The organism is Planomonospora sp. ID67723, assembly GCF_015711605.1.
Lineage (GTDB): Bacteria > Actinomycetota > Actinomycetes > Streptosporangiales > Streptosporangiaceae > Planomonospora_A.
The window spans coordinates 1074275-1085663 of sequence record NZ_JABTEZ010000002.1 but is presented as its reverse complement, the minus strand read 5'-3'; the positions used below and the strand labels follow the sequence as shown (position 1 = coordinate 1085663).

The 11389-nt window shown below is 71.5% G+C and carries 11 protein-coding genes; 5 read left to right on the top strand and 6 right to left on the bottom strand.

Features of this window, described 5'->3' with window-relative positions; all coding sequences use genetic code 11:
* Entirely contained in the window at positions 1–723 is a 723-nt protein-coding gene (locus HS041_RS40055) for a FadR/GntR family transcriptional regulator (RefSeq protein WP_196441738.1), read from the bottom strand.
* 88 nt (positions 724–811) lie between these two features.
* Between HS041_RS40055 and HS041_RS17530 the strand changes: the two genes are divergently transcribed.
* The 4 genes from HS041_RS17530 to HS041_RS17515 are packed head-to-tail and all read left to right on the top strand — an operon-like array spanning position 812 to position 4735.
* Complete coding sequence (locus HS041_RS17530; RefSeq protein ID WP_230879102.1) at positions 812–1840, top strand: ABC transporter ATP-binding protein; 1029 nt, start codon at positions 812–814, stop codon at positions 1838–1840.
* Positions 1841–1856: 16 nt separating this feature from the next.
* The gene (locus HS041_RS17525; protein ID WP_196441736.1) at positions 1857–3074 is read left to right on the top strand and encodes an ABC transporter substrate-binding protein; all 1218 of its coding nucleotides are present in this window, start codon (positions 1857–1859) and stop codon (positions 3072–3074) included.
* Between the two features lie 9 nt (positions 3075–3083).
* Positions 3084–3929: an ABC transporter permease gene (locus HS041_RS17520; RefSeq protein WP_196441735.1), complete on the top strand. Its 846-nt coding sequence runs from the start codon at positions 3084–3086 to the stop codon at positions 3927–3929.
* Positions 3926–4735 carry an ABC transporter permease gene (locus HS041_RS17515; protein WP_196441734.1) on the top strand — a complete coding sequence of 270 codons (810 nt, stop codon included), beginning with the start codon at positions 3926–3928 and terminating at the stop codon, positions 4733–4735. The genes HS041_RS17520 and HS041_RS17515 overlap by 4 nt, the downstream gene beginning before the upstream one ends.
* Here HS041_RS17515 and HS041_RS17510 read toward each other — a convergent pair.
* The 4 genes from HS041_RS17510 to HS041_RS17495 are packed head-to-tail and all read right to left on the bottom strand — an operon-like array spanning position 4732 to position 9859.
* Positions 4732–5262, bottom strand: a complete 531-nt coding sequence (locus tag HS041_RS17510; RefSeq protein ID WP_196441733.1) for an HAD domain-containing protein — start codon at positions 5260–5262, stop codon at positions 4732–4734. The two genes, HS041_RS17515 and HS041_RS17510, sit on opposite strands and share 4 nt — an antisense overlap.
* 10 nt (positions 5263–5272) lie before the next feature.
* Positions 5273–6205 carry a polyphosphate kinase 2 gene (gene ppk2 / locus HS041_RS17505; protein ID WP_230879101.1) on the bottom strand — a complete coding sequence of 311 codons (933 nt, stop codon included), beginning with the start codon at positions 6203–6205 and terminating at the stop codon, positions 5273–5275.
* 47 nt (positions 6206–6252) lie between these two features.
* Positions 6253–8025: an ABC transporter ATP-binding protein gene (locus HS041_RS17500; RefSeq protein ID WP_196441732.1), complete on the bottom strand. Its 1773-nt coding sequence runs from the start codon at positions 8023–8025 to the stop codon at positions 6253–6255.
* A 49-nt stretch (positions 8026–8074) separates the two neighbouring features.
* Positions 8075–9859, bottom strand: a complete 1785-nt coding sequence (locus HS041_RS17495; RefSeq protein ID WP_196442553.1) for an ABC transporter ATP-binding protein — start codon at positions 9857–9859, stop codon at positions 8075–8077.
* A gap of 165 nt (positions 9860–10024) precedes the next feature.
* Here HS041_RS17495 and HS041_RS17490 point away from each other — a divergent pair, with 165 nt between their 5' ends.
* A complete protein-coding gene (locus HS041_RS17490) occupies positions 10025–10657 on the top strand; it encodes a TIGR03085 family metal-binding protein (protein WP_196441731.1) in 633 nt (210 codons plus the stop codon).
* Between the two features lie 16 nt (positions 10658–10673).
* On the opposite strand, the gene HS041_RS17485 is transcribed toward HS041_RS17490, so the two are convergent.
* Entirely contained in the window at positions 10674–11342 is a 669-nt protein-coding gene (locus HS041_RS17485) for a MerR family transcriptional regulator (RefSeq protein ID WP_196441730.1), read from the bottom strand.
* Positions 11343–11389: the final 47 nt, after the last annotated feature.

Genomic DNA, 11389 nt, shown 5'->3' with positions numbered 1-11389 from the left:
TCACGGCTCCCGCAGCCGCAGCTCGATGAGGTGTTCCACCCCGTCGAGCACGTGCCGCTCGGCCAGGTCCCTGGCGCGCTCGCCGTCGCCTCGGTGGACGGCCTCGGCGATGGCGCGGTGCTGAGCCGTCGGACCATGTTCTCCCGTGTGGGCGAGCCAGAGCAACGGTCCGATGTCAGCCTGTAACCGGATCTCCTCCTGAGTGAGTCGTGCCGACTGGGAGACGGCCGCGACCTCGATGTGGAAACGTCCGTGCAGCCTGCGCAGGTGGGCCTCGTCCCGGGTGGCGGCCATCTCCTCCAGCGTGCGGCGCAGCGGCGCGACGTCCTCGGGCAGCGCCCGCTGGGCGGCCAGCCGGGCGGCGGCCCCGGCGATGGCCGCGTAGTGGTCGCCCAGGTCGCGCAGTTCCTCCACGGTGAACGCCCGCAACCGGTCGACCAGTTCGGGGGCCTGGGAGGGCACCCGCACGAAGCTGCCGCCGCCGCGCCCGCGCCGGGTCTCGACCATGCCCTGCTGCCGCAGGGCCATCAGGGCCTCCCGCAGTGTGACCGTGGAGACGCCCAGCTGGGCCGCGAGCTCGGACTCGCTCGGCAACTGTTCTCCGTCGGCCAGCAGGCCCAGGACGATCGCGTCGGTGAGCCTGCGGACCACCGCGTCCACCCGCGCGGTGCTGTCCACCGGGGCGAAGGCGGCGAGCCTGGCCCCGCCGGAGACATCCGTCACGGCCGCACCCCCTCATCCTTCGCCGTCGGCACCAGTGATACCGGATCGGCTCTTGCAGTTAAACATTTAAACCCATATGTTTCCGGTCATGTCAGACCCAGCGGTGAGGCTGAGCGGCCTCCGCAAGAGCTTCGGCGGCGTCCACGCGGTCGCCGGCGTCGACCTCGACATCGCCGACGGCGAGTTCTTCGCCATGCTCGGCCCCTCGGGATCGGGGAAGACGACCGTGCTGCGGATGATCGCCGGCTTCGAGAGCCCCACCTCCGGCACGGTCGAGCTCGGCGGTGCCGACGTCACCCGGCTCGCCCCCTTCGAACGCGACGTCAACACCGTCTTCCAGGACTACGCCCTGTTCCCGCACATGGACGTCCTCGGCAACGTCGAGTACGGCCTGCGCGTCAAGCGGGTCCCCCGGGCCCGGCGGCGCGAACGGGCCCTGGCCGCGCTGGCCTCGGTCCGGCTGGAGGGCTACGAGCGGCGCAGGCCCGGCCAGCTCTCCGGAGGCCAGCGCCAGCGGGTCGCCCTGGCCCGCGCCCTGGTCAACCGCCCCCGCGTGCTGCTGCTGGACGAGCCGCTGGGCGCGCTCGACCTCAAGCTCCGCGAGGAGATGCAGGTCGAGCTCAAGTCGATCCAGCGCGAGGTCGGCATCACCTTCCTGTTCGTCACCCACGACCAGGAGGAGGCCCTCACCATGAGCGACCGGGTCGCGGTCTTCAACGAGGGCCGGATCGAGCAGGTCGGCACCCCCGCCGAGATCTACGAGCGCCCCTCCACCGCCTTCGTCGCCGGGTTCGTCGGCACCTCCAACCTCATCTCCGGCGAGGCGGCGCAGGCCGTGCTCGGCAGGCGCGGCACCTTCAGCGTGCGGCCGGAGAAGCTGCGCGTGGCCGCGCCCGGCGACCCGGTGGGCGACGCCGAGCACAGCGCGACCGGGACCGTCAGCGAGGTCGTCTACGCCGGCCCCGCCACCCGGTTCGTGGTCGAGCTCGACGCGGGCGGCCGGCTCATCGCGCTCCAGCAGAACCTGCAGGTCTCGTCCATGGACGTGACGGGCCTGCGCGGCACCAGGGTCCGGCTCGTCTGGCAGCGCCGGCACGAGTTCGCGATCGTCTCGTAAGAAAGGTCGTCAGCAGATGGCATCCACCCCCCGCCTCGCCCGCTTCACCGCCGCGCTCTCCGCGCTCGCCCTCGCCGTCGCCGCCTGCGGCTCCGGCTCCCAACCGGCCGGCACGGCCCCCGCCCCCGGCCAGAGCGGCTTCACCCCGCCCACGATCGAGGCGCTGAAGTCCCTCGGCGCGGGCGAGGGCCAGGTCAACCTGGTCCACTGGGCCGGCTACGCCGAGGACGGCTCCAACGATCCCAAGGCCGACTGGGTCACCCCGTTCGAGCAGGCCACCGGCTGCCAGGTCAACTCCAAGACCGCCGGCACCTCCGACGAGATGGTGAACCTCATGAAGACCGGCGAGTACGACGCGGTCTCCGCCTCCGGCGACGCCTCGCTGCGGCTGATCGCGGGCGGGACCGTCGCGCCGGTCAACACCGCGCTGGTCCCGAACTACGCCGACGTCTTCGCGAGTCTGAAGGACAAGCCGTGGAACTCGGTGAACGGAGTGCCCTACGGCGTGCCGCACGGCCGCGGGGCCAACCTCCTGATGTGGCGCACCGACGCCGTCACGCCCGCCCCCGACTCCTGGAGCGTGGTCTTCGACCCGGCCTCGCCGCACAAGGGCAAGGTCACCGCCTACGACTCCCCCATCTACATCGCCGACGCCGCGGTGTACCTGATGGCCACCAAACCCGAGCTCGGCATCAAGAACCCCTACGCGCTGGACGACAAGCAGTTCCAGGCGGCGGTGGACCTGCTCAAGCAGCAGAAGCAGATCATCGGCGAGTACTGGTCGGACTACACCAAGGAAGTACAGGCGTTCAAGAGCGGCGACTCCGTGGTCGGCACCACCTGGCAGGTCATCGCCAACGTCGCCAAGGCCGACGGGGCCCCGATCGAGGTGACGCTGCCCAAGGAGGGCTCGACCGGCTGGTCGGACACCTGGATGGTCGCGGCCGCGGCCAAGAACCCCAGCTGCGCCTACAGGTGGCTCGACTGGATCATCTCGCCGAAGGCCAACGCCCAGGTCGCCGAGTACTTCGGTGAGGCGCCGTCCAACGCGAAGTCCTGCGAGCTGACGGCCGACCCGAAGCACTGCGAGACCTTCCACGCCACCGACGAGGACTACTTCTCGAAGGTCTGGTACTGGACCACCCCGATCGCCCAGTGCCTGGACGGCCGCACCGATGCGAAGTGCAAGGACTACGCGGAGTGGACCCGCGCCTGGACCGAGATCAAGGGCTGACCGACGAGGATGACCCGCACACTCCGGCGGCGCCTGGCCGCCTTCCTGCACCGGCACGCCGGAGTACGGCTCTCGCTGCTGCTGTCGGCGCCGATGCTCTGGCTCGGCGTGGCCTACCTGGGCGCGCTGGCCGCCCTGCTCGTCTCGGCCCTGTGGAGCACCGACACCTTCACCGGCAACCTGGTCAAGGAGGTGACCTGGGTCAACTTCCAGGAACTGCTCACCGTCGAGGTGTACCGGACGATCGCGCTGCGCTCGGTGGGCGTGGCGGCGGCGGTGACCCTGATCGACCTGGTGATCGCCTTCCCCATGGCGTTCGCAATGGCCAAGCTGGCCCCGCCGCGCGCCCAGCGCTGGCTGGTGATCGCGGTGCTGACCCCGCTGTGGGCCTCCTACCTGGTCAAGGCCTACGCCTGGCGGGTCATGCTCTCGGCCGACGGCGTGCTCGGCTGGGGATACGGCCTGACCGCCACGATCGTCACGCTCTCCTACCTGTGGCTGCCGTACATGATCCTGCCGATCTACGCCGGACTGGAGCGGCTGCCGAACTCGCTGCTGGAGGCGGCCGGGGACCTGGGCGCGCGCGGCGGGCGCACGTTCCGCACGGTCGTGTGGCCGCTGGCGTTCCCCGCCGTGATCGCGGGATCGGTCTTCACCTTCTCCCTGTCGCTCGGCGACTACATCACCGTGAAGATCGTCGGCGGCAGGTCCCAGCTCATCGGGAACGTGGTCTACGACAACATCGGCGCGGCCAACAACCTCCCGTTCGCCGCCGCGGTCGCCACCGTCCCCGTCCTGATCATGCTGGTCTACCTCGCCGCGGTCCGCCGCACCGGAGCCCTGGAGAACCTTTGAACCTCTCGCGTACGGCCCGCGCGACGCTCTGGGCCACGCTGGCCGGCGGCCTGGCTGTGATCTACGTGCCGTTGCTCGTCGTGCTGCTGAACTCCTTCAACGCCGACCGCACCTTCGGCTGGCCGCCGGCCGGGTTCACCCTGCGCTGGTGGGAGGCGGCGTGGAACTCCACCGGCGTGCGCGACGCGCTGTGGACCTCGATCCAGGCCGGGCTCGGCGCGACCGCGATCGCCCTGGTGCTCGGCACGATGGTGGCCTTCGCCATCCAGCGCCACTCCTTCTTCGGCAGGGATGCGGTCTCGCTGCTGATCATCCTGCCGATCGCGCTGCCCGGCATCGTCACCGGCATCGCGCTGAACAACGCCTTCCGCACGGTGCTGGAGCCGTTCGGCGTGGGGCTGGGCATGTTCACGGTGATCGTCGGGCACGCCACCTTCTGCGTGGTGACCGTCTACAACAACGTGCTCGCGCGCCTGCGCCGCACGGGCACCTCGCTGGAGGAGGCCTCGGCCGACCTGGGCGCCGACGCCTTCACCACCTTCCGGCTGGTCACCTTCCCGATGATGCGCTCGGCGCTGCTCGCGGGCGGGCTGCTGGCCTTCGCGCTCTCCTTCGACGAGATCATCGTGACCACCTTCACCGCGGGCGCCGGCGTCAAGACCCTCCCCCTGTGGATCTTCGAGAACCTGTTCCGCCCCAACCAGGCCCCCGTCGTCAACGTGGTCGCCGCCGCCCTGATCGTCCTGTCGGTCGTCCCGATCTATCTGGCCCAGCGCCTGTCCGGCGGCGAGGCGAGCACGCGCTAGCCCGCTCCCCCGGCCTCCCGGGGCCAGTCGGCGAGAACGGCGAAGTCGTCGGGGAGCAGCCCGACGCGCGGGTCGACCCGGTGCAGCAGGGCGGGCCCCGGGTGATGGGCGGCCATGAAGGCGCGGTCGGCCTCGCCGATCTCGTCGTCGACCCAGGCGAAGACCCGGCCCGCCGCCCACTCCACCAGGTGCCGGGTCTTCCAGTGCACGCCGTCGTCCCGGGCCGCCGAGTGCGGCTCGCCCCAGTCGATGACGGGCAGGCGGGGCAACCCCAGCCGCGGCGCGATCCAGGTGTTGGCGTCGTGCCGCCAGGTGGTGGCCCAGACGAGGTCGTACGGCAGGGCGAGCAGGGCGGGACCGTGCCCGGGGTTCAGCCAGACCCGCAGCGGCCGCAGCCGGGGGTCGTCCCAGCCTTCGGGCCGCATGCGGTGCGTGGTGTACCCGGCCGGGCGCCGTTTCGGCTTGGCGGCGTACGGGTTCAGCGGCCCGTCCACATCCAGCAGGAGGACAGGGCGGACATCGTGCACGGGGCCGACCCTAATGGGTGCGGTCGTCGTCCAGCACGTCGGCGGCCTTGACGACGATCTTGGGGTCGGGACGGCCGACGATGTCGTGGTCCTTGCCGGCGTACTCGAACAGGTCCAGGACGTGCCGCATGGCCTCCACCCTGGCCCGCTTCTTGTCGTTGCTCTTGATCACCGTCCACGGCGCCTCGTCGGTGTCGGTGTGCAGGAACATGTCCTCCTTGGCGCGGGTGTAGTCGTCCCATTTGTCCAGTGACTCCAGGTCCATCGGGGAGAGCTTCCACTGCCGGACCGGGTCGACCTGGCGGATGATGAACCGGGTGCGCTGCTCCCTGCGCGTCACCGAGAACCAGAACTTCACCAGGTGGACCCCGTCGCGCACCAGCATGCGCTCCAGCGCGGGGGCCTGCTTCATGAACTCCAGGTACTCCTCCTCCGTGGCGAAGCCCATGACCCGCTCCACCCCGGCGCGGTTGTACCAGGAGCGGTCGAAGAAGACCATCTCCCCGGCCGAGGGCAGGTGCAGGATGTAGCGCTGGAAGTACCACTGGGTGCTCTCGCGCTCGCTGGGCTTCTCCAGGGCGACCACCCGCGCGCCGCGCGGGTTGAGGTGCTCCATGAAGCGCTTGATCGTGCCGCCCTTGCCCGCGGCGTCACGGCCCTCGAACAGGATCACCAGCCGCCCGCCGGTGTCCTTGATCCAGTACTGCAGCTTGAGCAGCTCGATCTGGAGCAGCCGCTTGACCTTGTCGTACTCATCGCGGGACATGCGCTCCGGGTAGGGGTAGCGCTCCCGCCAGGTGTCCACGGGAGTGCCGTCCAGCCACCTCAGGATCGGGTCGTCGTCGCCGTCGTCATCGTCGACCAGGAACTTCTTCAGATCATCCATCAGCTCGCTGTCGGCCATGGCCGAGGCCACCCCCGGCGGCAGCAGGTTCGCGTCCATACCCCGCCCCTGCCACCACCGGGGGCCCGTTAATCCTCAGAACCCGCTCAGGAGTGGGAGGCGGTCACCCAGGAGGCGTGCAGGTCGGCGTAGACGCCCGGTCGCCCGACCAGTTCGGCGTGCGGTCCGCGCTGGACGATCCTGCCGTGCTCGAAGACGAGCACCTCGTCGGCGGCCTCGGCGGTGGACAGGCGGTGCGCGATGGAGACGGCGGTACGGCCCCGCGTGACGCCCTCCAGCGCCCGCGCCAGCCGTACCTCCGTGGCCGGGTCCACTGCGGAGGTCGCCTCGTCCAGCAGGAGCAGGTCGGGGTCGGCCAGGTAGGCGCGGGCCAGCGCGACGAGCTGCCGCTCGCCCGCCGACAGCGACTCGCCGCGCTGGCCGACCGGGGTGTCCAGGCCCGCGGGCAGGCCCTCCACCCAGTCGGCCAGGCCCAGCTCGGTCATGGCCAGCGCGATCTCCGCGTCGGTCGCCTCCGGCCGGCCGAACCGGATGTTCTCCGCCAGCGTGCCGTCGAACAGGAAGCCGTCCTGCGGCACCATGACGATCCGCTCGCGCAACGAGGAGAACCGGACCTCGCGCAGGTCCTCCCCGTCCACCGTGACCCGCCCCGAGACCGGGTCCATCAGCCGGGTGAGCAGCTTGGCGAAGGTCGTCTTGCCCGAGCCGGTCTCCCCGACCACCGCGATCCGCGAGCGGGGCGGGATGTCCACCGAGACCTCGCGCAGCACCGGCGGACCGCCGGGATAGGCGAAGCCGACGTTCTCGAAGGAGACCGAGATGGGACCGCGCGGCAGCTCGACGCCGTCCGGGCCGGGGTCGGCGACGTCGGGCGGGGTGTCGAGCACGCCCAGGACGCGCCGCCAGCCGGCGATCGCGTTCTGCGCCTCGTTGAGCACCTCGGTGGCGATCTGCATCGGGGAGACGAACAGCGTGATCAGGAACAGGAACAGGACCAGGCCGCCCTCGGTGATGCCGTCGCCGACGCCGAGCCGGACGCCGACGAGCACCACGGCGGCCAGGGCGATCGCGGCGACGATCTCGGTCAGCGGGAAGACCGTGGCGACGATCCGCTGGGTGCGCGCCTGGGCGGCCTTGTTCGCCTCGATCGCGGTGTCGAGCCGCTCGGCCGTGCGGGCCTCGGAGCCGTGGGCCCGGATCACCGCCGCGCCGACGACCGACTCGCTGACCGCGGCGAGCATGTCACCGGTGCGCTCGCGGACCCGGGTGTAGGCGGCCGACAGCCACCGCTGGAAGCGCGGCAGCGCGACCAGCAGCGGCAGGAAGCACGCCCAGATCAGCAGCGCGAGCTGCCAGGAGTAGACGAACATCACCGCGCTGGCGACCAGTAGCTGGCCCACCGCGACGATGATCATCAGTCCGCCCCACTGCATGAACGCGCTGATCTGGTCGACGTCGCCGGTGACCCGGGAGACCAGGGCGCCGCGCCGCTCGGAGTTCTGGGTGAGCACCGACAGGTCGTGCACGTGCCGGAAGCCGCGCACCCGGAGCGTGGCCAGCGAGGCCTCGGTCGCCTTGTACAGGCGGACGTTCATCAGGTAGCCGCACAGCGCCGTGACCACCACGGCCACCGCGCACACCACGACGGTGGTCCGGATGAACGGCACGTCGGGCACCGCCCCCCCGAGCCCCCGGTCGATGGTCTGCTGGACGGCGATGGGGACGATCACCTTGCCCAGCGTGGCGAACACGGCCAGCGCCAGCGTCCCGGCCAGCCCTCTGCGGAACTCCGGCGTGAGGGACAGGCCGTGCCGTACGGTGTCCAGCGCCGACCGCTCGACACCCTGAAGCGAACTCACTCGGTCTCCCCCGTCACCGTCACCGTCACCGGCCTGCTGCGTCGCGTTCTCACGCGTTGATCTCCTCGTCCGATTCGAGCGCCTCGCGCTCGGCCTCTTCGCGCTCGTAGGCGGTGACCAGGTTGCGGTAGCCCTCGCAGCGTGCCAGCAGGTCCTCGTGGGAGCCCTGGTCGGCGACCCTGCCGTGTTCGAGGTAGACGACCTGGTCGGCCAGGGCGATGGTGGCCATCCGGTAGGCGACGACCACCACGGTGGAGGCCGCCGAGGTGGCGGCCGCGTCTCGCAGGCCGTACAGGATCTTGGCCTCGACCTGCGGGTCCACGCTGGAGGTGGCGTCGTCCAGGACGAGCAGCCGGGGGCGGCGGACCAGCGCGCGGGCCAGGGCCAGGCGCTGGCGCTGGCCGCCGGACAGGGTGGTCCCGCGCTCGCCGACCATCGTGTCCAGGCCGGAGGAGAGCGCGCTGACGAAGCCGTCGGCCTGAGCCAGCCGGAGCGCCTGCCAGACGTCCTGGTCGGAGACCGGCAGGCCGAGGGTGACGTTGCCGCGCACCGTGTCGTCGAACAGGAACGTCTGCTGGGGCACCAGGGCCACGGCGTCGCTGACCCCGCCGCGCGCGACCTCGCGCAGGTCCGTCCCGTCGACGAGCACGGCTCCCGCGGCCGGGTCGACCAGGCGGACGAAGGTCTGGGCGAGCGTGGACTTGCCGGAGCCGGTGGGGCCGACCAGCGCGACGGTGCGGCCGGGCTCGACCTCGAAGGTCACCCCGTGCAGAACCTGGAAGTCGCCGTAGGCGTAGTCCAGGTCGCGCACCTCCAGCCGGGCCGGGGCGCCGGAGGTCAGCGTGGCGGTGCCGTACTCCATGGAACCGGTGGCGGTGAGCACGGCCTGCACCCGCTCGTAGCCGACGACGGCACGGGGCAGCTCGGCCAGCACCCAGCCGAGGGCGCGGATCGGGAAGGCGAGCAAAGTGAACAGGTAGGCGACCTCGACCAGGACGCCGGAGGTGATCGCGCCGCTCTCCAGCCGCACCGCGCCGACCAGCAGGACCGCGAGCACGCCGAGGGTGGGCAGGGCCTCCAGCATCGGGTCGAACAAGCCCCGGACGCGGCCCACCGCGACGTTGGCGTCCCGCAGTTCCTCGGCCCTGGCCCGGAACCGGGCGGTCTCGGTGTCCTCGCGGCCGAGGGTCTTGACGACCAGGGCCCCGTCGAAGCTCTCGTGCGCGATCTCGCTGACCTCGGCGCGGAACTGCTGGGCGCGGGTCACCAGAGGGCTGAGCCTGCGCTGGTAGACCAGGTTGAGCAGGGCGATGGCCGGGAAGATCAGGAAGCCGACGAGGGCGAGCATGACGTCGGTGAGCACCAGAGCGACCGCCGCGGTCACCAGCATGACGATGACGCCGACGGCCATCGGCAGCGGGGCCAGCGGGGCCCAGGCGGCCTCGGCGTCGGCGCTGGCGTTGGAGAGCAGCTGGCCGGTCGGGTGCCGGTGGTGCCAGGCCAGCGGGAGCCTCAGGTACTGCCGGGTGACGTCCCGGCGGGAGCGGGCCTGCATCCGGTACTGCATGACGCCGGCGAAGTAGCGCCGGCCGGCGACGCCCAGCGCCTTGAGCAGCGCGGTGCCGAGGATGAGGACCATGCCCAGGGTGATCGCGCCGGTGGCCGTCTCCCCCTGCCTGAACGCGGGCAGGACGACGTACTCGGTGGTCCAGCCCAGCGCCCGGGCGGAGGCGACCGTCATCACGCCGTAGAGGGCGCTGGACACCACGGCGGCGGTGAAGACCGCCTTCTCGGCCCGGATGGCCGCCCCGAGTACGCGAAGTCCCTGACGCATGACGGCGGAGGTCACCTTGCTCGTCACTCGGAAGGTGTCCTTTCGAAGGGGAATGTTGCTACAAGTGAGTATCACGCTAGATCAAGCAGTTATTCCCGATCTCAAGTGATCGGCGAACCCTGTCCCCTCTGATTGCCCATGCAACGGCCTTGTTAGGATCACGGGATGACATACGCCCCCGCCGAACGCGCCGCGCTCAGCGACCTGTTCGCCCGGCTCGGCCCGGACTCCCCGACGCTGTGCGAGGGCTGGACCACCTTCGATCTCGCCGCCCACCTCGTCCTGCGCGAGCGCCGGCCCGACGCCGCCGGAGGCATCGCGCTGGCCGCGCTGGCCGGGTACACCGCCAAGGTGCAGGAGTCGCTGAAGGCCAAGCACGGCTTCGAGGGCCTGGTCGAGCTGGTCCGCTCCGGTCCCGGCGGGTTCTACGGCCTGGTCCCCGGCCTGGACGAGACCGTCAACACCGTGGAGCTGTTCATCCACCACGAGGACGTACGGCGGGCGCAGCGGGTATGGGAGCCCCGCGAGCTCCCCTCCGCCCTGGAAGAGACCTTCTGGCGGCGCGTCCGGGCCGGCCGGGGGCTGTTCCTGCGCAAGGCGCCGGTCGGCGTCGTACTGCACCGGATCGGCGGCGGCGTCGCTCTCGGCGGCGCCAAGGACGCACCCCGGGTCGAGGTGACCGGCCCGGCGAGTGAGCTACTGCTGTTCTGCTTCGGCCGCCAGGCCCACGCCAGGGTGGACCTCAGCGGCGACGAGGCCGCGGTGGCGCGGCTGATGGACGCCTCGCTGGGTGTCTGAACCGGGCGCCTGAGCTTCACTCCCCGGCGGCCCGGAGGGCAGCGCCCTCCTCGCCCTCCTCGCCCTCCTCGCCGAACCGGCGAGCCGAGGCGCAGCTCTGGGCCACCCGCCGCAGGGCCGTGACCAGGGCGTCCCCCAGGAGCGTGCCGGCCACGACCAGCTCGACCATCCTCTCCAGGTTCGGCTCGGCGGCCAGCGCGTCGAGGTCGGCCTCCGCCGTCAGCGCCGCCGCCTCGGCATAGGCGTCGAGCCGGTCGAGGATCCCCTGGTAGCCGAGCTCGGCGAGGCCGGCCAGCACGCCGGTGATGGCCAGCATCGCCGGGCTGTCGGGACGCTGCCGCCACCCCTGCCGCGCGATCAGCTCACGGGCCTGGCACGCGGCCGCCTCCCACCGCTCCCCCTCGCCCGGCTCCCGGCGGGGCATGACGGTCCGCTGCGCCAGGCCGAGACGGGCGTCCAGGCTCAGCCCGGGCTCGTCGAGCCGCTGGAGCAGGTCCCGGATGACGGCGTTCGACAGGCCGCCGTAGTCGGCCATGGCGCGCACCAGCCTGATCCGGCGCACGTGGCTGTCGTCGTATCGCGCCTGGTTGGGACTGGTCCGCTCGCCGGGCGCCAGCAACCCCTCCCGCAGGTAGTACTTGATCATCGGTACGGAGACACCCGTCGCCCGGCTCAGCTCCGCCATCCGCACGGTAAACCCTCTCTTGTCGTCTCCGGGGAGCTTACGCTATA

What these genes read in the sequence shown, in the direction of transcription:
- HS041_RS17530 (WP_230879102.1), top strand. Translation starts at nt 812, where the DNA reads ATGTCAGACCCAGCGGTGAGGCTGAGCGGCCTCCGCAAGAGCTTCGGC.
- HS041_RS17525 (WP_196441736.1), top strand. Translation starts at nt 1,857, where the DNA reads ATGGCATCCACCCCCCGCCTCGCCCGCTTCACCGCCGCGCTCTCCGCG.
- HS041_RS17520 (WP_196441735.1), top strand. Translation starts at nt 3,084, where the DNA reads ATGACCCGCACACTCCGGCGGCGCCTGGCCGCCTTCCTGCACCGGCAC.
- ppk2 (WP_230879101.1), bottom strand. Translation starts at nt 6,205, where the DNA reads ATGGACGCGAACCTGCTGCCGCCGGGGGTGGCCTCGGCCATGGCCGAC.
- HS041_RS17495 (WP_196442553.1), bottom strand. Translation starts at nt 9,859, where the DNA reads ATGCGTCAGGGACTTCGCGTACTCGGGGCGGCCATCCGGGCCGAGAAG.
- HS041_RS17490 (WP_196441731.1), top strand. Translation starts at nt 10,025, where the DNA reads ATGACATACGCCCCCGCCGAACGCGCCGCGCTCAGCGACCTGTTCGCC.
- HS041_RS17485 (WP_196441730.1), bottom strand. Translation starts at nt 11,342, where the DNA reads ATGGCGGAGCTGAGCCGGGCGACGGGTGTCTCCGTACCGATGATCAAG.